General features: G+C 68.0%; 18 protein-coding genes. 4 read left to right on the top strand and 14 right to left on the bottom strand.

The window, feature by feature from the left end; translation table 11 throughout:
- Nucleotides 1–45 precede the first annotated feature (45 nt).
- On the top strand, nt 46–1983 hold the full coding sequence (locus tag ABDC78_RS13125) for a gamma-glutamyltransferase family protein (RefSeq protein WP_178359138.1): 1938 nt from the start codon (nt 46–48) through the stop codon (nt 1981–1983).
- Here ABDC78_RS13125 and ABDC78_RS13120 read toward each other — a convergent pair.
- The 5 genes from ABDC78_RS13120 to ABDC78_RS13100 form a co-directional block, all read right to left on the bottom strand.
- Nucleotides 1964–2428: a PH domain-containing protein gene (locus tag ABDC78_RS13120; RefSeq protein WP_178359137.1), complete on the bottom strand. Its 465-nt coding sequence runs from the start codon at nt 2426–2428 to the stop codon at nt 1964–1966. The genes ABDC78_RS13125 and ABDC78_RS13120 overlap by 20 nt on opposite strands.
- Nucleotides 2425–2901 (bottom strand): 6,7-dimethyl-8-ribityllumazine synthase, encoded by a 477-nt coding sequence (ribH, locus tag ABDC78_RS13115; RefSeq protein ID WP_178359136.1) that lies wholly within the window; start codon nt 2899–2901, stop codon nt 2425–2427. The genes ABDC78_RS13120 and ribH overlap by 4 nt, the downstream gene beginning before the upstream one ends.
- Nucleotides 2898–4169, bottom strand: coding sequence for a bifunctional 3,4-dihydroxy-2-butanone-4-phosphate synthase/GTP cyclohydrolase II (locus tag ABDC78_RS13110; protein WP_178359135.1), 1272 nt, complete (start codon nt 4167–4169; stop codon nt 2898–2900). Before ABDC78_RS13110 ends, ribH begins: the two co-directional genes overlap by 4 nt.
- A 130-nt stretch (nt 4170–4299) precedes the next feature.
- Complete coding sequence (locus tag ABDC78_RS13105) at nt 4300–6627, bottom strand: hypothetical protein (protein ID WP_178359134.1); 2328 nt, start codon at nt 6625–6627, stop codon at nt 4300–4302.
- A 189-nt stretch (nt 6628–6816) separates the two neighbouring features.
- Nucleotides 6817–7428: a riboflavin synthase gene (locus ABDC78_RS13100; RefSeq protein WP_178359315.1), complete on the bottom strand. Its 612-nt coding sequence runs from the start codon at nt 7426–7428 to the stop codon at nt 6817–6819.
- Nucleotides 7429–7563: 135 nt separating this feature from the next.
- Here ABDC78_RS13100 and ABDC78_RS13095 point away from each other — a divergent pair, with 135 nt between their 5' ends.
- On the top strand, nt 7564–8268 hold the full coding sequence (locus ABDC78_RS13095; protein WP_178359133.1) for an LppX_LprAFG lipoprotein: 705 nt from the start codon (nt 7564–7566) through the stop codon (nt 8266–8268).
- Nucleotides 8268–9860, top strand: a complete 1593-nt coding sequence (locus tag ABDC78_RS13090) for an MFS transporter (RefSeq protein ID WP_178359132.1) — start codon at nt 8268–8270, stop codon at nt 9858–9860. Before ABDC78_RS13095 ends, ABDC78_RS13090 begins: the two co-directional genes overlap by 1 nt.
- Here ABDC78_RS13090 and ABDC78_RS13085 read toward each other — a convergent pair.
- Nucleotides 9827–9979, bottom strand: coding sequence for a hypothetical protein (locus tag ABDC78_RS13085; RefSeq protein WP_178359131.1), 153 nt, complete (start codon nt 9977–9979; stop codon nt 9827–9829). The genes ABDC78_RS13090 and ABDC78_RS13085 overlap by 34 nt on opposite strands.
- 176 nt (nt 9980–10155) lie before the next feature.
- Here ABDC78_RS13085 and ABDC78_RS13080 point away from each other — a divergent pair, with 176 nt between their 5' ends.
- Nucleotides 10156–10713, top strand: coding sequence for a type 1 glutamine amidotransferase domain-containing protein (locus ABDC78_RS13080; RefSeq protein WP_178359130.1), 558 nt, complete (start codon nt 10156–10158; stop codon nt 10711–10713).
- 10 nt (nt 10714–10723) lie between these two features.
- Here the strand turns inward: ABDC78_RS13080 and ribD are convergent, their stop codons facing one another.
- The 8 genes from ribD to ABDC78_RS13040 are packed head-to-tail and all read right to left on the bottom strand — an operon-like array spanning nt 10724 to nt 19917.
- Nucleotides 10724–11725 carry a bifunctional diaminohydroxyphosphoribosylaminopyrimidine deaminase/5-amino-6-(5-phosphoribosylamino)uracil reductase RibD gene (gene ribD, locus ABDC78_RS13075; RefSeq protein ID WP_178359129.1) on the bottom strand — a complete coding sequence of 334 codons (1002 nt, stop codon included), beginning with the start codon at nt 11723–11725 and terminating at the stop codon, nt 10724–10726.
- Nucleotides 11722–12420: a ribulose-phosphate 3-epimerase gene (gene rpe / locus ABDC78_RS13070; RefSeq protein WP_178359128.1), complete on the bottom strand. Its 699-nt coding sequence runs from the start codon at nt 12418–12420 to the stop codon at nt 11722–11724. The genes ribD and rpe overlap by 4 nt, the downstream gene beginning before the upstream one ends.
- Before the next feature lie 5 nt (nt 12421–12425).
- A complete protein-coding gene (locus ABDC78_RS13065; protein WP_178359127.1) occupies nt 12426–13811 on the bottom strand; it encodes a transcription antitermination factor NusB in 1386 nt (461 codons plus the stop codon).
- The gene (gene fmt, locus ABDC78_RS13060; RefSeq protein ID WP_178359126.1) at nt 13808–14740 is read right to left on the bottom strand and encodes a methionyl-tRNA formyltransferase; all 933 of its coding nucleotides are present in this window, start codon (nt 14738–14740) and stop codon (nt 13808–13810) included. Before fmt ends, ABDC78_RS13065 begins: the two co-directional genes overlap by 4 nt.
- 20 nt (nt 14741–14760) lie before the next feature.
- Nucleotides 14761–15297, bottom strand: coding sequence for a LemA family protein (locus ABDC78_RS13055; protein ID WP_347133456.1), 537 nt, complete (start codon nt 15295–15297; stop codon nt 14761–14763).
- The gene (locus ABDC78_RS13050; RefSeq protein ID WP_347133455.1) at nt 15291–17144 is read right to left on the bottom strand and encodes a DUF2207 domain-containing protein; all 1854 of its coding nucleotides are present in this window, start codon (nt 17142–17144) and stop codon (nt 15291–15293) included. The genes ABDC78_RS13055 and ABDC78_RS13050 overlap by 7 nt, the downstream gene beginning before the upstream one ends.
- A gap of 26 nt (nt 17145–17170) precedes the next feature.
- Entirely contained in the window at nt 17171–19177 is a 2007-nt protein-coding gene (locus ABDC78_RS13045; protein WP_347133454.1) for a primosomal protein N', read from the bottom strand.
- Nucleotides 19174–19917, bottom strand: a complete 744-nt coding sequence (locus ABDC78_RS13040; RefSeq protein ID WP_178358519.1) for a lysoplasmalogenase — start codon at nt 19915–19917, stop codon at nt 19174–19176. Before ABDC78_RS13040 ends, ABDC78_RS13045 begins: the two co-directional genes overlap by 4 nt.
- Nucleotides 19918–20013 lie beyond the last annotated feature (96 nt).

Below are 20013 nucleotides of genomic sequence, written 5' to 3'. Positions count from 1 at the left end.
GTTACTGCCGTGTCCCGACGGGGTAGACGGACTACCGTGACTGTGATGCGGTTCTGGCCCGCTCGCAGGATGACGGCGGCACTTCTGGGAATGTCACTGGTGCTTGCCGGTTGCGGCAGCGAGCAGAACGCCGCCCCGGCACCCGCGGGTCCATGCGACATCGTCGCCAACGGAACGCCCGTATCAGGATCGGGGTCGACGTCGGAGCCGAGAGACACCTCCGCCGCGCCCGAAGCCGCGACCGGATTCCGCAGCGACATGACGGCCGTGCACACCACGCGGTATGCCGTTGCCACTGCCAATCCGGTGGCCACGCAGGCAGCTTGCGAAGTGCTACGCGACGGCGGCACCGCGGCAGATGCGCTCGTGACCGCCCAGGCCGTGCTCGGACTGGTGGAACCGCAGTCATCGGGACTCGGGGGCGGCGGGTTCCTGCTCTACTACGACGCGGCCTCGGGATCGGTTCAGGCCTACGACGGCCGCGAGGTCGCCCCGGCGGCGGCGACCGAGAACTATCTGCGATGGATCTCCGACACCGACAGGACCGAACCGAAACCCGACACCCGGGCCTCGGGACGCTCGATCGGGGTGCCCGGCATCGTGCGGATGCTGTCCGAAGTCCACGCCGAACACGGCAAGACGGCGTGGCGCGACCTGTTCGCCCCCGCCGTGACACTCGCCGACGACGGCTTCGACATCAGCCCGCGGCTGGCAGCGGCCATCGCCGATGCGGCGCCTGAACTTCGCCTCGACGAGAACGCCGCCTCCTACTTCCTCGAGCAGGGCGGGACGCCGAAGACCACGGACACTGTGCTCACCAACCCCGCATATGCAAAGACGTTGGGCGCCATCGCCGCCGACCCGGAGTCCTTCTACACCGGAGAGATCGCCGGCAACATCGTCGCCGCCGCGGCGGACCCCTCCGGAGGCCGCACCCCGAGCCTGATGACCGTCGAGGATCTGGCCGACTACACCGTGAAAACCCGTGACCCGCTGTGCACCGGGTATCGCGGCAAGGAGATCTGCGGCATGCCGCCTCCCTCCTCGGGCGGCATGGCCGTGGCCGCCACCCTCGGCATGCTCGAGCGTTTCCCGATGAACGAACACAAACCCACCGAGGTCGACCTCAACGGCGGGCGCCCGACGGTGATGGGGGTGCATCTGGTCTCCGAAGCAGAGCGGTTGGCCTACGCCGATCGTGACCGCTATGTCGCCGACACCGACTTCGTGCCCCTACCGGGCGGGACGCCGAACACGCTGCTGGGCAGCGACTACCTGGCGGGACGCGCGGCGCTGATCTCACAGGACAGCACGATGGGCACCGCAGAACCGGGTGAATTCGGCCCTCCCACCGCTCCGGTGCCGCCGGTTCCCGAGCACGGCACCAGCCACATCAGCGTGATCGACGAACAGGGCAACGCGGCGTCGCTGACCACGACCATCGAGTCGGCGTTCGGCTCGTTCCACATGGTCGACGGCTTCCTGCTCAACAATCAGCTCACCGATTTCTCCGCCGAACCCGTCGGTCCGGACGGCGTGCCGGTGGCCAACCGTCTGGAACCGGGGAAACGGCCGCGTAGCACGATGGCGCCCACCCTGATTTTCGAGCCTCACACCGCCGGAGCGCGAGGAGCTCTGTATGCCGTCACCGGCTCACCCGGCGGTTCGACGATCATCCAGTTCGTCGTCAAAACCGTTGTCGGGATGCTCGACTGGGGCCTGGACCCCCAGCAGGCGGTCTCGATGGTCGATTTCGGCGCTGCCAACTCACCGAAGACCAACGTCGGCGGGGAGCACCCGGTGATCGACCCGTCGGACAACGGCGACCACGATCCGCTGGTCCGGGGGCTGCGCGCCCTCGGTCACGACGTGGCCATCGCCGATCAGTCCAGCGGGCTGTCGGCCATCGTCCGTGACGGATCCGGGTGGGTGGGTGGCGCTGATCCCCGCCGCGAAGGTGCGGTCATGGGCGATGTGAATTGATATCGGGTTTGTACCGCTCCAGCACGGTCCGGACCCGATCCATCGATTCGACGGCACGCCGCTTGTCGACCGCCTGGATCGCCATCACGGCGATGTACTCGTCGTCAGGCAGGTCCAGTCGCGCCCAGCGCGCCCCGGGATGAAACGACACCCCCAGCACGTCACTCCACGGAAACAGCTTGTAGCCGAACAGGTTACGTACCGCGACCCCGGAGGCCCCGATCCGCAGTCGCGGTCGCGCGAACAGACATACGAAGCCGGCGATGACCGCTCCGACCAACGCGATGGCCACCTGGTCGTAGGTGCGGAAGACCACTCCTGTCGAGGACGCCTTGAGCAGGACACCCACGACGACGTGCGAGGCCAGGATCACCAGCGCTGCACCGTAGGCGAAGATCGGCGTCAGATGAGGCTTGACCTCGAGGTCCCAATCGCCGCCGCTCATGGTTTCAACTGGCGCAGGGTGATCGCCGTCGACAGCGCCGCAGCGGCCGCCTGAGCACCCTTGTCCTCAGCCGACGTGGGCAGCCCGGCTCGATCGAGGGCCTGGTGTTCGGTGTTGGTGGTGAGCACCCCGTTGGCGACGGGCGTGGAGGAATCCAGTGACACCCGGGTCAGCCCCTGTGTGACTGCGTCACACACGTAGTCGAAATGTGGTGTCTCACCACGGATCACCACGCCGAGCGCGACCACCGCATCGTGGGTCGCAGCCAGCGCCTGCGCGACCACCGGGATCTCGATCGCACCGAGCACCCGGACCACCGTCGGGTCGCTGATGCCGGCGTCTGCCGCGGTCCTTTTTGCGCCGTCGAGCAGCGCGTCGCAGATGGTCTCGTGCCACGTGCTGGCCACGATGCCCAACGAGATGTCGGACGCGTCGATCGCGGGTAACTCGGGGACGCCCGCCGCAGGACTCATACCGCGCCGCCGAACTCGCCCGGGACTGCTTCGTCGTAGTCCTCGAGGCCGACGAGGTCATGGCCCATCCGGTCCCGCTTGGTCATCAGATACCGGATGTTCTCGGCATTGGCGCGCACCGGCAGCGGCACCCGCTCGATGATGTGCAGGCCGTAGCCGTCCAGGCCGACCCGCTTGGCCGGGTTGTTGGTCAGAAGTCGCATCGACCGCACACCGAGGTCGACGAGGATCTGTGCGCCGATCCCGTAGTCGCGGGCGTCGGCGGGCAGCCCCAGCTTCAGGTTGGCGTCGACGGTGTCGTCACCGGCGTCCTGGAGTTGGTAGGCCTGCAGCTTGTGCATCAGCCCGATGCCCCGTCCTTCATGGCCGCGCATGTAGAGCACGACGCCGCGGCCCTCGCGGGCCACCATCGCCAGTGCCGCGTCCAGTTGGGGACCGCAGTCGCACCGGCGGGAACCGAAGACGTCACCGGTGAGGCACTCGGAGTGCACCCGCACCAGGACGTCGTGGCCGTCGCCGTGCGGGCCGGCGATGTCACCCCGGACCAGGGCGACGTGCTCGACTTCGTCGTAGATGCTGGTGTAGCCGACTGCGCGGAACTCTCCGTGGCGGGTCGGGATCCGCGCCTCGGCGATGCGCTCGATGTGCTTCTCGTGTTTGCGCCGCCACTCGATGAGGTCGGCGATCGAGATCAGGGCGAGGCCGTGCTCGTCGGCGAAGATCCGCAGTTCGTCGGTCTGCGCCATGTCCCCTTCGTCTTTTTGGCTGACGATCTCGCAGATCGCCCCGGCGGGCTGCAGGCCGGCCAGTCGGGCCAGGTCGACCGCAGCCTCGGTGTGGCCGGGGCGGCGCAGCACGCCGCCGTCCTTGGCCCGCAACGGCACCACGTGACCGGGCTTGGTGAACTCGTTGACCGTGCTGTTCGGATCCGCCAGCAGCCGCATCGTCGTCGCCCGGTCTGACGCCGAGATACCGGTTCCGACACCGCTTTTGGCATCAACGGTGACTGTGTAGGCGGTGCCGTGCTTGTCCTGGTTGACGGCGTACATCGGCAGCAGGCCGAGTCGGTCGCAGATGTCACCGTCGAGCGGCACGCACAGGTATCCCGAGGTGTAGCGCACCATGAACGCCACCAGTTCGGGGGTGGCCTTCTCGGCGGCGAAGATCAGGTCGCCTTCGTTCTCGCGATCCTCGTCGTCGATGACGACCACGGCCTTACCCGCGGCGATGTCGGCCAATGCGCGCTCGACCGAATCCAGCCTCGTCATCCTCACCACCTTGCCGGTTCCGGCGCCGAAGCCCGCGGAACACCTCAGTCAACGTCTCTCAGTATGAACCACGAGTAGACGCCGGTTATTGCCCGCCGGTCAGGTGAGGATGTCAGGAGCCCGTGGACCCTCAGGCCGGGTACGACAGAGTGAACGTCGTCGCCAGCCCCTTCGAGTCCGTGACCGTGATGTAGATCGTGTCAGAGGGGCCGTTCTGGAAGAAGAGGTCATTCCCGCCATTCGACTTATATGTCACGGTCCGACTACTGGTCCTCGAACCGCCCAATGGATCCGTGAGGTCGACTGGAAGAGAGAAGCTGACAGACCCATTCGACGCAGAGTAGGACCAGGTCAGGCCATCCCCGTCGGGGTCGTTCACCGTCACGCCGGTCCAGACCTCGGTCTTGCCCGGGGTGGGCGTGATGTTCAAACCCTTGGTGGTCAGCGTCGGCGCCCGGTTCGGCGTAACGGTCACGTTGGCCACTGTCAGTGATCCGCCGTCGGCGTTGGTCCCCACGATCGAGAAGCTCGTCTCCGAGGTGCCGGTGTAGGCGTAGGTGCCGTCTGCGTTGACTGTCACCCCTGCAGGGGCGCCTGCTCCCAGGCTGTACGTCAACAGTCCGGACAGCGCCGACGGGATCGACAAACCACCTGTCACTCCCCCGGCGACGGCCGTGTTGTCGTAGTCGATATTCAACTCGCGGGTCAGCAGGCCGATGAGCGTGGACGCTTCTCCGCCGAAGCCGTCGGTGACATATATCCGGAAGCTGTCGTCGATGGTCCCCAGGATCGGGTCGCCACCGTTCAGGGACGGGATGTAGGTCCACTTGCCGTCGTCGTCGATGACGACCATGCCGCCGCTTTCGAGGATGACCGACTGGCCGCCTCCGTATCCCGTCACGCTGTACTGCAGCTCGTCGCCGTCGGGGTCGGTGCCGAGCACGGATCCGGTCGCGATTCCCGTGGCGAGGTCGGGGATCGCTGTTCCGACGGGTAAGACCAGGGGCGCACTGTTGGGGGCCACGAGGTGAACCGTGACGGTGCTGATGGCGAAGCCGCCGTTGGCATCGGTTGCGGTGATCGTGATCAAGTCGCCGATGCCGAGAAAGTCGAGTCTCGCGGCTTGGATCGCGGCATCCGACGGGGTGTAGGTGAAGGTGCCGTTGCCGTCCTCGTCATAGCTGACCTCGACGCTGGTCCCCAGCAGCGACGAGACGGCGAAACCGGTGAACGTCAGCGGGGTGCCGTCGGGATCGGTGGCCGCGAAGGTGCCCAGCATCTGCTGGGTATCGGGATCGGTGCTGACGATGGTCGCCTCCTGGGTGAAAACCGGGAAGCCGTTGATCACCGAACCGGACGTCACGTCGATCGTCATCGAGACCGCGTGCATTCCGAGCGGATGGTTGCGCCAGCCGCCGTAGTCGTCGATCTTGATCGTGAAGGAGTCGTCGATCGCGCCGAGCGTCAGCGGATTGTTCGCGGTGTAGATGTACTGGAAGCCGCCCAGCAACGAGCTGCCGATGATCTGCACGTTGCCGTTGGCAGGCCCGTTCTCCAGCGTGATGTTGACCGGGTCGCCGTCCTCGTCGTTGCCGATCAGCGTGCCGGTCACCACCCCGAGAGCCCGAATGGTGTTGGTCACCTGGGCGGTGGGCGCGTGATGGTTGGTGCCCAGATCCTCGAACCGGGTCCACGCCGCGATGGTCACCAACAGCAGCGGGATGGTGAGCAGCGGAGCCGTCGGGATGGAGATCACCGTCGCGGCCGCCGCGGCGATGAACACCACCGCGGCCACCTCGGTGTTGGTGACGCCGGCGATCTCCGGGTACTGCGGCAGGAAGTCCCAGGGCGACTTCTCGTCGACCTCGGGCTCGGCCAGTGTTTCGACGAGTGCGGTCTGCTGGGGCGCCACTGTGTCGTCGGGTTCTGTGGTGATCGACGAGGACTCGAGGTCGGTGGGGGGCGAATTCATCGACATGGCGTCGACCGGTTCGGGCTCAGTGTTCCTCAGCGCTGCTTTTGACGTGGGTGCGCCGGAGGACTGCGTCGGCTCAGGGCTGGCGTCGTCGCCCTCGACCGGTGGCGGCTCCGATTCGTCGATCTCATCGTCGTCCGCCTCCTCGGCGTCTTCGTCGAGATCGTCGTCTCCTTCGTCTTCTTCGCCGAGATCGTCTTCGTCGAGATCCTCAGCATCGTCGTCGGCATCACCGTCGTCGTCGGCATCACCGTCTTCGGACTCGGCGTCGCCGATCCCAGCGTCGTTGTCGCCGTCCGGATCGCCCTTCGGACCGGCATCGGTTTTTGTGCCGGCATCAGTGGAGGCGGAAGACCCCTCGGTGGCGTCGGCCGACGCTGTGGCAATCCCCGGCGACGCAACTGCCAGTCCCAGGAACGCAAGAACCGCTAAGCGCTTAGCCTGCTTGTTTCGGTTCGCTGAAATCTTCCGATGGTTCGCCACAAAGAACTCCTCGCCTGGTCACACTGGACTAGCAGAGGAGATTACGTCACCGTCAATTGCCCGTCGTCGTTTTCTGAAAGATTGCTGCATTCGGCGTGTCGCGGATTCAGCAAAGTGTGACACGTGTGAATCGAGTGGCCGCGGTGTCTCACGGGAACGGTAAACCCACCGGCTGCAAGGGCGCCGGATCTACTCGTTGCTGGAGCCGTCTTTCGCCGCCATCAACCGCTCGACGTATTTGGCGATGACGTCCACTTCGAGGTTCACCGGAGTGCCGACCTCGGCGCGGCCCAGCGTGGTCAGATCCAGCGTCGTCGGAATCAACGACACCTCGAACCAATCCGGTCCGAGCCCGGACACTGTCAGAGAAACGCCGTCGACGGTGATCGATCCCTTCTGTACGACGTAGCGGGACAGCGGCACCGGCAGCGCGATGCGAACCACGGTCCAATGCTCCGACGGCGTGCGGGAGACCACATGGCCGGTTCCATCGACGTGCCCCTGCACGATGTGGCCGCCCAGCCTGCTGCTGATCGCCGCCGCCCTCTCCAGGTTCACCCGGGTTCCGACATCGAGGACGCGCAGGCTCGAGCGGTTCAGTGTCTCGTCCATCACATCGGCGGAGAACGAGCCGTCGGCGAGTACATCGACCACGGTCAGACACACACCGTTGACCGCGATGGAGTCCCCGTGCCCGGCGTCCGACGTCACGATCGGCCCGCGGATGACCAGTCGGGCCGAGTCGCCGAGATCTTCCCTGCCGACGACTTCACCCAATTCTTCGACGATTCCGGTGAACACGGTGTCCAGCCTAGAACGTGCCTCTGCGCCCGAGCCGTCGAGAGGCATCGAAACTCCTGATCAGAAGCCATGATTGCTCGGGCGGCCGGAACCCGGGCAGCACGTACCCGCGCGCGCACCCACTACGATGCAGGCATGCAGACCCGCCTTCTGGCGATCCTCGCCGCCCTGATCGCCGTCGTCGCCCTCGTTGCAGGGTGTTCCGGATCGTCGTCCGAGGACTCCACCGCCGAACTCCCCGACCCCGCCACGCTGCTGTCGGAGTCCAGCGAGACCACCAAGGGCCAGACCAGCGCTCACCTCACCCTCACGGTGCAGGGCCAGATCGCCGAACTCCCAGTCGAATCCCTCGAGGGTGACCTCACGCAGGCACCCGCCGTGGCCGCCAAGGGAACCGCCGACATCGTCTTCCTCGGCCAGCGCCTCGAAGGTGTCGAGTTCGTGGTCTCTGACGGCGACCTCTACGCAGCCATCACCTCCGGCGGCAGCCTCTCGAACTTCGGGCCGGCCTCCGACATCTACGACGTCGCGGCGATCCTGAACCCCGGTGTGGGTCTGGCCAATGTGCTGACGAACTTCTCCGACGCCACCGCCGACGGGCGCGAGACCATCGAGGGTGTGGAGACCGTGCGGGTGACCGGCAGCGTCACCGCCGATGCCGTCAACAAGATCGCCCCGCAGATCGGAGCGACGGGTCCGGTGCCCGGCACGGCGTGGATCGCCGAGGGCGGCGACCACGAGCTGATGCAGGCCCGGCTGGAGCCGAGCCCCGGCAACAGCGTCACGATGACGCTGTCCAAGTGGGGCGAGCCGGTCACCGTCGACCGACCCGCGCCCTGATGCACCGTTCGTCCCCGGCGGACACCACCGCGCCGGCGGTGAAACCGGGTCAGACCAATCGCAACATCGCGATCAGCGCGGGCAGTCTCGCGGTCGTCCTGGGTGCACTCGACACCTACGTCGTCGTCACGATCATGACCGACATCATGCGCGACGTCGGTATCGGTGTGAATCAGATCCAACGGGTCACGCCGATCATCACCGGCTACCTGCTCGGTTACATCGCGGCGATGCCGCTGCTGGGGCGCGCCTCGGACCGCTTCGGCCGCAAGATGCTGATCCAGGTCAGCCTCGTCGGCTTCGCAGTCGGTTCGGTGGTCACGGCCATGTCCACCGACCTCACCATCCTGGTGCTGGGTCGCATCATCCAGGGCACCGCCAGCGGGGCGCTGCTCCCGGTGACGCTGGCCCTGGCCGCCGACCTGTGGGCTGCCCGCAACCGCGCCGCCGTGCTCGGCGGGGTGGGCGCCGCTCAAGAGCTGGGCAGCGTACTCGGACCGATCTACGGAATCACCCTGGTCTGGCTGTTCGGGCATTGGCAGTCCGTGTTCTGGGTCAACGTCCCATTGGCGGTGATCGCCATGGTGATGATCCACTTCAGCCTGCCGAGTCGGCAGAAGACCGACGATCCCCAGAAGGTCGATGTGGTGGGCGGCCTGCTCCTGGCCGTCGCGCTGGGCTTGGCGGTGATCGGGCTCTACAACCCTGCGCCGGACGGGCGAACGGTGCTGCCCAGCTGGGGTCCGCCGGTCCTGATCGCCGCCGCCGTGGCGATCGTGGCGTTCTTCGTCTGGGAGAAATTCGCGCGCACCCGCCTGCTTGAACCGGCGGGCGTGCACTTCAGGCCGTTCCTGGCGGCTCTGGGAGCGTCTTTGTGCGCGGGGGCGGCACTGATGGTCACGTTGGTCAACGTCGAACTGTTCGGTCAGGGCGTCCTCGGCCAGGACCAGAACGAGGCCGCATTCCTGCTACTGCGCTTTCTGGTGGCGCTACCGGTCGGCGCGCTGCTCGGCGGCTGGCTCGCCGCGAGGATCGGCGACCGGATCGTCGCCTTCGCCGGCCTGATGATCGCTGCCGGCGGCTACCTGCTGATCTCGAAGTGGCCGGTGGATCTGCTCGCGGCCCGACATGACCTCGGTGTGGTGAGCCTGCCGACGCTGGATACCGACCTGGCGATCGCAGGGCTCGGCCTGGGCCTGGTCATCGGCCCGCTGACATCGGCGACACTGCGGGTGGTCCCCGCTGCCCAGCACGGCATCGCGTCGGCCGCGGTGGTCGTGTCCCGGATGATCGGCATGCTGATCGGCATCGCGGCGCTGAGCGCCTGGGGGCTCTATCGGTTCAACCAGCATCTGGCGAGCCTGCCCGCGAGCAAAGGCGGCAACAGCCTCGCCGAGCGACTGTCAGCGGAGGCCGGCCGGATCCGGGAGGCCTACGTGCTGCAGTACGGCGAGATCTTCTCGATCACGGCCGTGGTCTGCGTCGTGGGTGCGGTGTTGGGTCTGCTGATCAGTGCGCGCGGCGAGCAGGCTGAGGAACCCGACGTGTCGGGTGAACCTCAGCAGCGCTCGAGCCCGCGTCCCATGAGCTGAGGCTCGTCGGTGGGTCCGGCCTCGTCGGAGGTCAGACCCCGCCACGCGTCGAGGACCACGGTCTTGAGGCTGTTCGGGGTGAGCGGACCGGCGCTGAGCCAGTCCTGCAGGGCAGTCATGGTGGTGTTCCTTTGTTCGTGCTCACCGAGGGCAACTCTTCGGTGAAAGCGCGATATTCCCGCGGGCGGCGATGGCCCGGGCTTCTGCGCCCAGTCTACCGAGCGAACTGTCCGGATTCGCCTGCTGCCGCGCCGGGTACGCACTGTGAAGCCGGACACGGAAACAGGAGATGAACATGCGGAAACAATTGGATGACAAGCAAATAGCGTTCCTCGTGGCCACCGAGGGGGTCGAACAGGTGGAGCTGACCGAGCCGTGGCGTGCTGTCGAGGAAGCCGGTGGCCGCCCGGAGCTGATCTCCACCGAAGTCGGCAAGGTGCAGGCGTTCAACCATCTGACCGCCGCCGACACCTTCGACGCGGAGAAGTCAGCAGATGACGCCGAGGTGAGGGACTACGCCGGTCTGGTTCTGCCCGGCGGTGTGGCCAATCCGGACAATCTGCGGATGAACACAGCTGCGGTGGCCTTCATCAAGAGCTTCTTCGAGGCCGGCAAGCCGGTTGCGGTGATCTGTCACGGTCCGTGGCCCCTCATCGAGGCCGACGCGGTGCGTGACCGATCGATCACCTCGTGGCCAAGCGTGCAGACCGACCTGCGCAACGCCGGGGCGCGCTGGGTGGACCAAGAGGTCGTCGAGTGCACCGACGGACCCAACACCTTGGTCTCCAGTCGCAACCCCGACGATCTACCGGCGTTCTGCGACGCACTGGTGCAGGTGTTCGCCCGCGCGTGATGAGACCGCTCTAGGCGGGCTTGAGGCTGAGCAGCACGTCGGGGCCCAGCGGCTCCATGCCGTCGAAGCGCCATTTCTGCGCGTGGGCGATGCTGAGCACCCCGACGTCGTCGACCGCAGTGATGGGTCCTCCCAACAGGATCGGCGCCACATAGGCCAGGATCCGGTCGATGGCTCCGACACGCAGGAAGGCGCCGGCGAGCGTCGGCCCCCCTTCCAGCAGCACATCGGTGCGGTCCGAGAGCGCCTTGATCACCTCATGGGGATCACGGGTGCGGATCACCATGGTTCGCGAGTCGTCGTTCAAAATCTTTGCGTCCGGCGATATCTCGCGCTCGCCGACGACCACGCGCAAGGGTTGCCTGTCGGCGAGGCTCCCGTCGGGCAGCCGGGCGGTCAACTTCGGGTCGTCGACGAAGACCGTGCCGGTACCGACCACGATCGCATCCGCGGCGGCGCGTCGGCGATGGACGTCGGCGCGGGCGGTCTCGCTGGTGATCCACTGACTCGTGCCATCGGCGGCAGCGCTGCGCCCGTCGACGCTGGTCGCGAACTTCCATGTTACGTGGGGCATTCCGGTGCGCTGCTTGTGCAGCCACTCCCTCAACGGCCCTCCGGCTACGGCATCGGACAACACCCCGGCCGTGACGTCGACACCGGCTGCCGCCAGCCGCGCGGCGCCGCCGGCCGCCTCCGGATTGGGATCGGGCACGCCGTACGCGACGGCCGAGATCCCCGCTTCGACAAGCGCATCAACGCACGGCGGAGTGCGTCCGAAATGGTTGCACGGTTCCAGGGTGACGACCGCGGTACCGCCGGCGGCACGTCCGCCGGCCCGACGCAGCGCCAGCACCTCGGCATGCGGGCCACCGGCCGGTGCGGTGGCCCCGACGCCGGCCACCTCACCGTCACGGTCCAGAATGACCGCTCCCACAGGAGGATTCGGGTACGTCCGCCCCTTGACCCGGTCAGCCTGCTCAATGGCCGCCCGCATCGCGGCGTCGAGATTCATAGGGTCAGGTGTGTGGACGCGTCCGCGGCCCGCCGGCGCAGTGCCACCACCGCAGCCGCGGGATCCTCAGCGCTGTAGACGGCCGAGCCGGCGACGAAGCAGTCGACTCCGGCCTCGGCCGCTTCCTCGATGGTGTCGTCGTTGATGCCTCCGTCGATCTCGACGATCACGGTCAACTCCCCCGAATCGACGAGTCGGCGCAGAGTGCCGACCTTCGGCAGGACCTCGCGGATGAACTTCTGACCGCCGAAACCCGGCTCCACCGACATGATCAACGCGGTGTCGAAGTTCCGGAGAATCTCCAGATACGGTTCCACCGGCGTGCCCGGCTTGATCGCCAGGCCCGCCTTGGCGCCGGCGGCGCGGATGTCACGGGCGACCCCCACAGGGTTGTCGGTGGCCTCGGCATGGAACGTGACGTTGTAGGCACCCGCCTCCGCATACGGCGGCGCCCAGCGTCCGGGATCGTCGATCATCAGGTGACAGTCCATCGGAATGTCGGTCACCTTCAGCAGAGATTCCACCACCGGAAGACCCAGGGTCAGGTTGGGGACGAAGTGGTTGTCCATCACGTCGACGTGCAACCAGTCGGCGCCGTGCACCGCTGCCGTCTCATCGGCCAACCGAGCGAAGTCGGCAGCCAGTATCGACGGCGCGATCAGGGGGGCTGAACCTGCTCCTGGCACGGCACGCATGGACGTCAGCCTACTTGCAGAGCCGCCGCGAACATCGCGTCGGTGCCGTGCCGGTGCGGCCACAGCTGAACGTACGGGCCGGCTCCGAGCCTGTCGGCCGGTTCGAACAGCGGCCGGGCATCGAGCGCCTGCACCGGATGGCGGCGCAGGGCGTCGGCGACGACGCCGACCGTTTCGACCAGGTGTGGCGAGCAGGTCGCATAGAGCACCACACCACCCGGTCGGGTCAGACCGATAGCGGCGGCCAGCAGTTCTCTCTGCAGCTTCGCCAACTGCGGCACATCACCGGGCTGACGGCGCCATCGCGCTTCCGGTCGCCGGCGCAACGCCCCCAGCCCGGTACACGGAGCATCAACGAGCACCCGGTCGAAACCCGGCTGCAGCCCCGACTCCCGACCATCGACCCGCACCACCTCCACGGGCAGGCCCGCGGTGTTCTCCGCGACGAGGTCGGCTCGGCGCGGCGCCGGTTCCACTGCGGTGACGCTGACGCCCTCGACGCCGGTGGCCTGCCCGATTGCCGCCAACAGCGCTGTCTTGCCGCCCGGGCCCGCACACAGGTCCAGCCATCGCCCGTCGTCGGCGCCGGCAAGTGGCGCCAGCGTCAACGCGCGCGCCACCAACTGACTTCCCTCGTCCTGGACCAGCGCCATGCCGGCGCGCACCGCCGCGAGCGAACCGGGGTCACCGCCGCCGAGATACACCGCGTAGGGCGAGTACCGGCCGACGGTGCCGTGGACCTGCTCGGCGAGTTCGGCTCCGGTCAACGCCGTCGGCCGGGCCGCGAGGTGCACGTCGGGGCGGGCGTCGTCACTGGCCAGCAGTGCAGACAAGTCCCCCGCGTCGGCGCCAAGGGCATCGGCGAATGCCTGGGCGATCCATCGCGGATGGGCATTTACGAACGCCAGATGGCCCACCGGATCGGTCGTCACGGGTGGGGCCAGCTCGTCGACCCAATCACTTTCGGCACGCCGGGCGATCGTGCGCAGCACACCGTTGACGAATCCTGCTCGCGCGGTGTCGAATTCGATGCCGGCCTGCTCCACCGTCGTCGACACCGCGGCGTGCTGCTCAACGCGGGTCCGCAGCAGCTGGTAGGTACCCAGCCGGAGCAGATCGAGCAGCACCGGGTCGATCCTGTCGATGGGACGACCGGCCGCGCGTGCGATGACCGCGTCCAGCAGACCCCGGGTTCGGCAGGTGCCGTAGGTCAGCTCTGTCGCGAAAGCCGCGTCGCGGCCGTGGATCCCACGTTCCCGCAGGATGGCCGGCAGCGCCAGGTTGGCGTAGGCATCCCGCTCGGAGACCGCTCGGAGTACGTCGAACGCCGCCCGGCGGGCCGGGTCGAGTTCCTGGCGCCGGGGTGGGCGGCGCTTGCCGGGGCGGGTCATACCGCGCGGTCGCTCTCGGAGAGCCGTGCACCGCGCGCCCAGTCGCCCGCGTCCATCGGTTTCTTTCCCGGCGGCTGGATCCGGTCGAGCAGGATCGGCTGCGAGCCGGTGCCCACCCGCACCCCGTCGCGGGCAGCGCGAATCTGGCCCGGCTCCAACACTTCCTGCGAATCGGCCTCGACCGTGACCGGTCCCACCTTGACCCGAAGATCACCGATCATCGTCCACGCCCCCGGCTGAGGCGTCACGGAGCGGATCCGGCGCTCGACGACGTGCGCAGGCAGATCCCACCGGATTCTGGCCTCATCGACGGTGATCTTGGGCGCGACGGTGACACCGTCCGCAGGCTGCGGCACTGCGGTCAGGATTCCGTCGGCGATGCCGTCGAGCGTGGATTCCAGCAGGGCTGAGCCCGAAACCGCCAGCCGCCCCAGGAGGTCACCCGCGGTGTCGGTGGGGCGGATCGTCTCGGTGACCACACCGTAGACCGGTCCCGAATCCAGACTGCGCTCGATCTGGAAGGTGGTGGCACCCGTCACCGAATCGCCCGCGGCGATGGACGCCTGAACCGGCGCCGCGCCCCGCCATGCCGGCAGCAGCGAGAAATGCAGGTTGATCCAGCCGTTGGCCGGCACCGCCAGCAGCTCGTCACCCAGCAGTGCCCCGTAGGCAACGACGGCGCAGCAGTCCGGCGCCAATTCGGCCAGCTCGGCGACGAACTCGGATGAGTTTGGGCGCGCGGGGCGCAACAGCGGAATGTTGTGCTCCAGCGCGAGCTGTGCCACCGGCGACGGCGCGGAGCGCCCGCGTCGCCCGGCGGCGGCATCGGGTCGGGTCAACACCGCGATGACATCGTGGCGACTCGACTCGAGGAGCCGACGCAAGGACGGAAGGGCCGGCTCCGGGGTGCCGGCGAAGACAACTCGCACCGAGTCAGTGTAGGGACGCGTTAGCGCGGGGTCTGGTAGTACTCCCGTTCAGACACCCCGACCAGCGGCGCGACGAACATCCACGGGATCGTCGTGAGTGACCGGTTCAGCGTCGCGACCGCGTCGTTGTAGTACTGCCGGGCGAAGGCCAGCTTGTTCTCGGTGTCGGCCAGGTTCTCCTGCAGATTCAGGAAGTTGTTCGACGAGTTGAGCTGCGGATAGGACTGCCCCAGCGCCAACAGCGGAACCAGCGCGGTGTCGAGATCCTTCTCGGCGGCGCTGCGCTGGGCGATCGACGACCCGGTCGTCGCGGCCGCCAGCGCCGCTCGGGCATTGGTGACGTGGTCCAGCACTCCCTTCTCGTGGGTGGCGAAGGTCTGCACCGTGTGCACAAGGCTCGGAATGAGAGACGCCCGGCGGGTGAGCTCGACGTCGATGCCGGAGAGCGCTTCGGCGACCCGCACGTCGGCAGCACGAATCTTGTTGTAGCCGACCACAAATCCGATCAGGACAAGGACCGCCAGGATCAGTACCACGATCAACAGGAATTTCACCATGACCCGCCTCCTCCGCCGCCACCGCCACCGCCGCCACCACCACCGCCACCGCCGCCTCCCCCGCCCCCTGATGAGGAGGACTGCGACGCGGTGTAGGCGCCGATCGACGACGACAGGGCGGATTCGAAACTGTCGAAGTCAGCACCACTCGAGCCCCCGGCAAATCCCCACCCTCCTGATGAACTCGAAGAGCTGTACCAATCCGGCTGCGGGGCAGCGGTATGGGTGTATGCCTCGTACTTCTTGGCCCACAACGCTGCGGCACCCGCGGCGACGGCGAACGGCACGTATGCGGTGTACAGGTCTTTCCTGGCGCCGAAGTCGAACCGGGCCTCGGCAGAGTCGGTGGCCAGCATGCGGTGGAAGCCCCCTGCGCGGGACCACAGCTCGCGCCCGGTCGCGGTGCGCCGGGTCCCGACGCCGGGGTTCCACGATCCGACCGAGCACACGAAGAACGCGGCACACGGGAGGACCCACATCGTCGAGGGGAAGCCCCATCGGAAGCCCGCGCAGATCATCAGCACAAAAGCCGCGCCGTTGGCGGCACGAACCCAGAGTTCCTTGTTGCGCTTGACCATCAGCTGCTCATCGAGGGCCCACTTCTGCACCGCTTTGGCCATGTCGGTCTTGGCCTTGCTGAGCCGCTCCCCCGACTTGACCGTCTTCTTCGCCTCGAACTCCCTGCCGGCGCCCTTGACCTTCAGCGCCATGGCGACGGCCGTGCTGACCGGATCGATGTCGGCCCAGCCTCTGTCGGCGATCCCCCGGACGTTCCACTGTTTGTCGTTGACCTGTTGCAGGGTGATGAGTTTGCGTTCGGCGAGATAGAACAACGTGGCGGTGAGCCCGTTCTTCGGAACGGCCTCGGTGCGGATGTACTCGGTCTGTACCGGGCCCAATCCGGGCGGGGGCGCGTACTGCAGCGGAAAGCCCGGCGACCGCTCGAGCGTCTTGCGGTACCACAGCGACCCGCCGAGTCCGAAGAGCACGGTGAGCGCGCCCACCCAGATCACGCCGGTGACCGATTGCCCCAGCACCCCATCCCAGGCGAACGGCCATGGAGATTCCTGCCGCTGTGGGGTCGGGACATCGACGCCTGCGCGCAGCGTGACCGGTGTGCGGGGTCCCAGGGACGCCGCGGACAGGGTCACCGTGTTGCCACTGACCGTCAGGTTGTCGCAGGGCCGACCGATGCCCAGGCCGACCGAGCACTGCGCGCTGCCGACCGCCGCGGGCAAGGTGACGCGGATGTCGGCCCGGGTGATGGTGTTGTTCCAGGACGGGGCGATGACGTTCCAGAAGAGGACCGACGGCGAAGCGGGCTGCGACGGCGAGGAACCGGCGCCTTCGGCGGATGTCGCGAACTGCTTGTCCGCTGCGGTGTCACCCGGGTCGAGGACGCCGGGGATGGTGTACCGGATCTCGAACACATGGCTGCCGGGGCTCAGGGTGCGATCCGGGTCGCCGATCTTGGCCACCCGGAACCGCTGATCGTCCTCCCACAACATCTGGTAGGGCACCGGCCCGCCGTCGAGCAGGACGGAGTTCACCGCCGGTTCCTGACGCACTCGCGGGTCGTTCTGGTTGACGACGTCCCAGTACCGGAAGATGCCGCGGCGGCCGCTGGGGAACTCCGTGGTGATGGTCTCCACGGCGGTCATATCGCCTGCGTCGTCCACCACGATGTCGACGTCGTAGTCGGTGATCACCACCGGGTCGTAGGGGACGGAGCCGGAGGACTCGCTGCCTCCGTGGAAGATCACGGGCCACAGCACCATGAACCCCAGGACGAGCAGCCCGAGCACGAGGAGCAGCGACGCGGCCAGCAACCTGCCCAGACGCTCCATTCCACCTCCTGTCGGTGCGATCAAGATCACCCTATGTGCAACGGGTCGATCTGCACACGGACCGGCTCCTGGTCGTGGCGGGCGCTCTGGATCGCCGCTGCCTTGCGCAGCGACGCGGCCAGCGCCAGTCCACCCTCACGCGAGACCCTGACCAGCATCCTGCTGACCGGCAGCTCGGCCGACACCCCGGGCGGTCTGCGGGCCCCGACCGGGAGCTCGACCGGCCCGATGCGCTCACCGGTCTGCGGGAGCTCGGCGGCATCCAGCAGCGCCGTCACCGCGGCCGCGGCTCCGTCGACTGCCGCCATGTGAACTGCCGGCGGCAGACCGACCTCCTCGCGGGAGTCGAGTTCGACCCGCGCGTGGCCTATCGGATCCCACCGGATGAGTGACTGCACCGTGGGTATCGCGGATTCTGCGACCACCACGACCACGCCCCCGTCGGCGCGGCTGCGCACCAGCGCGGCTGCGGCCATCCAACGCCGCAGCGTGTCTTCGGCGGCGCGGAGGTCCTGTCGGCCCAGCAGGGCCCAACTGTCCAGAAGCAGAGCTGCGCCGTACCCGCCCTCGGCGAGCGGCTCGACGCCCGGTGTGGCGACCACCACCGCGGGCCGGTGCGGCACGGCGTCCACCACCCCGTCGCCGCCCGAGGTGATCACCGTCGCGCCGGGGAATGCCCGACCCAACTCCTCGGCGGTCCGGCGGGCACCGACGACGACGGCACGCACCGCGTCGGAACCGCACTTCGTGCAGCGCAAGGCCGGCTCGTCGCGGCCGCACCATCGGCAGACCGCGCCGGGAGCGTCGCGGCCGGGCAGTGACAACGGCCCGGTGCAGTGCCGGCACCGTGCGACGGCCCGGCACCGGCCGCAGGCAAGCGCCGGAACGTAGCCGCGCCGGGGCACCTGCACCAGCACCGGTGCGCCGCCGGCGAGGGCAGCGCGTGCCGCATCCAGCGCCACCGAGGGAAGCCGTGCGGAGCGCGCGGCAGGGTCACGTTCCTGCGCGAACGCGCTGTCCTCCAGGGCGACCACCCGGGGCGCCCGCAACCGCAGCGCCTGACGTGGTGCTGCCAGGTCGTGCGCCCAGCCGCTTCGAACCAGTGCCTGCGCCTCGGCGGTGCGCGCATAGCCACCGATGAGCGCAGCGCAGCGCACCTGATGAGCACGCAGCATGGCCACCTCGCGGGCATGCGGGTACGGCGCACGCGGCTCGGCCAGTGAATCGTCGCCGTCATCCCACATCATCACCAGGCCCAGCTTCGCGACAGGGGCAAAAACGGCGCTGCGCGTGCCGATCACCAGCCGTGCGTCCCCCCGGAGCACCGACAGCCACCGCCGGTAGCGTTCAGCGGGGCCCAGGCCCGCCGACAACGCCACCACCCTCGACTCGTCGACCGTGCTGACAGCAGCGGCCCTGAGTCGATCCACATCGCGTTGGTCGGGGACCACCGCGAGCACGCCGCGACCCGAGTTCACGGTCACCGCGGCGGCCTCGGCCATCCGCAGGGCCCACGACTCCCTCGGCAGCGCCTGCCACACCGCTCGCGCCGCGCGGAGGTCGGCAAGCGCCGCCATGAACTGCGCACCACCGCTGTAGACGGACCAGCCGGAGATGTCGATCGGTTCGGTTGCGCTCGGGAGCGGCTCGAGGGGTGACGGCGCCTTCTTCTCCACGTTGGCGTGTCGAGGTGGAACGGCCAGTCGTAGCACGTCGGCGCGGGTACCGGCGTACCTCGCGGCCACGGCATCCACCAGGCGCAGCACCTCATGGGTGAGCACCCGCTCGGCCGAGACCACCTTGTCCAGCCAGCCGAGCTTGCCGACATGATCTGTGTCCGAGCGCCTTTCGAGAACAAAGGCATCGACGAGCCGGCCGTGGAACCGTACCCGGACGCGCACCCCCGGCTGGACATCGTCGGATTGTTCCGCCGACACCAGGTAGTCGAACTCTCGGTCCAGGTGCGGGACCGAGAGCATGGGCAGCACGCGAGCGACCGGTTCATGCTCGGCGGCCTGCCGGGTAGTCGTCACTCCGCAGGTCTAGCAGATGGTCCTGACGACCGGCCGAAGAAGAATCCGGCGGTGATCAACAGCAGCGAGGCGGCGTACACCCACCAGATGGGCACCGCCAGCGCTTCAGAGCTATTCGGGTCCAGCACGAACTTCCCGATGCCGATCATCGCGTCCGAGACGGCGAAGCAGCCCGCACCCAGGGCCGTCCACGGGGTCGGGAGATCGGCGAGCAACGCCGCGCATACCATCGCGCCCAGGACCGCGATGTACAGCGTGACCGGCACCGCCATCCCTTCGGCGACCAGTCGCGGCCAGAACCACACCAGCAGTGCGATGCAGGCGGCGATCATCACCGTGACCCCTGCGACGCGACCGGGTGTGGCGACGGCCAGCGGTGCCAGCGCCGCCAGGAAGCACAGATGGGCAACCAGGAACGCCGCCAACCCCAGCACGAACGACGGTTCCCACCAGGGCATCGCGAGCAGAAAGTCACCTGCGGCCGAGAAGATCAGAGCGCCGACCAGCCATCGACGCTCCCGCGGGACGGGGTGGGTCAGTGCCGCGGCGGCCAGGAGCACCGCGGCCAGCGCCTTCACCGCGGGTTGCAATCCGAACCGACCGGTCAACTCCGATCCGATCGGAACCTGCGTCGCTGTGACGATGAGGAACAGTCCGTATCCGGCTGCGACGACCGCGGCCGCCAGCCACAGGGCACGTCCGCGAAACTCCGGGGTGGTGCGGCGGTCGGTCGAGGTCATCGTCAGAACGTACTAAACAGCCGGGCGGCGGAATCACGAACACCGGCGCATCTCGCGCGAAAATCGACGTCACCAGCGGATATCGCACTCTGATAG

It is taken from the genome of Mycobacterium sp. DL, assembly GCF_039729195.1.
Taxonomy (GTDB): domain Bacteria; phylum Actinomycetota; class Actinomycetes; order Mycobacteriales; family Mycobacteriaceae; genus Mycobacterium; species Mycobacterium hippocampi_A.
The sequence above is the reverse complement of the archived record's forward strand: the minus strand, read 5'-3'. Positions and strand labels throughout refer to the sequence as shown.

Excerpts from the sequence above, each read along its gene's own strand:
- ABDC78_RS13050 (WP_347133455.1), bottom strand. The coding sequence starts at position 17,144 with ATGGAGCGTCTGGGCAGGTTGCTGGCCGCGTCGCTGCTCCTCGTGCTC.
- rpe (WP_178359128.1), bottom strand. The coding sequence starts at position 12,420 with ATGCGTGCCGTGCCAGGAGCAGGTTCAGCCCCCCTGATCGCGCCGTCG.
- ABDC78_RS13110 (WP_178359135.1), bottom strand. The coding sequence starts at position 4,169 with ATGACGAGGCTGGATTCGGTCGAGCGCGCATTGGCCGACATCGCCGCG.
- ribH (WP_178359136.1), bottom strand. The coding sequence starts at position 2,901 with ATGAGTCCTGCGGCGGGCGTCCCCGAGTTACCCGCGATCGACGCGTCC.
- ribD (WP_178359129.1), bottom strand. The coding sequence starts at position 11,725 with ATGAATCTCGACGCCGCGATGCGGGCGGCCATTGAGCAGGCTGACCGG.
- ABDC78_RS13055 (WP_347133456.1), bottom strand. The coding sequence starts at position 15,297 with ATGGTGAAATTCCTGTTGATCGTGGTACTGATCCTGGCGGTCCTTGTC.
- ABDC78_RS13125 (WP_178359138.1), top strand. The coding sequence starts at position 46 with ATGCGGTTCTGGCCCGCTCGCAGGATGACGGCGGCACTTCTGGGAATG.
- ABDC78_RS13065 (WP_178359127.1), bottom strand. The coding sequence starts at position 13,811 with ATGACCCGCCCCGGCAAGCGCCGCCCACCCCGGCGCCAGGAACTCGAC.
- ABDC78_RS13040 (WP_178358519.1), bottom strand. The coding sequence starts at position 19,917 with ATGACCTCGACCGACCGCCGCACCACCCCGGAGTTTCGCGGACGTGCC.
- ABDC78_RS13080 (WP_178359130.1), top strand. The coding sequence starts at position 10,156 with ATGCGGAAACAATTGGATGACAAGCAAATAGCGTTCCTCGTGGCCACC.
- ABDC78_RS13120 (WP_178359137.1), bottom strand. The coding sequence starts at position 2,428 with ATGAGCGGCGGCGATTGGGACCTCGAGGTCAAGCCTCATCTGACGCCG.
- ABDC78_RS13085 (WP_178359131.1), bottom strand. The coding sequence starts at position 9,979 with ATGACTGCCCTGCAGGACTGGCTCAGCGCCGGTCCGCTCACCCCGAAC.
- ABDC78_RS13095 (WP_178359133.1), top strand. The coding sequence starts at position 7,564 with ATGCAGACCCGCCTTCTGGCGATCCTCGCCGCCCTGATCGCCGTCGTC.
- ABDC78_RS13090 (WP_178359132.1), top strand. The coding sequence starts at position 8,268 with ATGCACCGTTCGTCCCCGGCGGACACCACCGCGCCGGCGGTGAAACCG.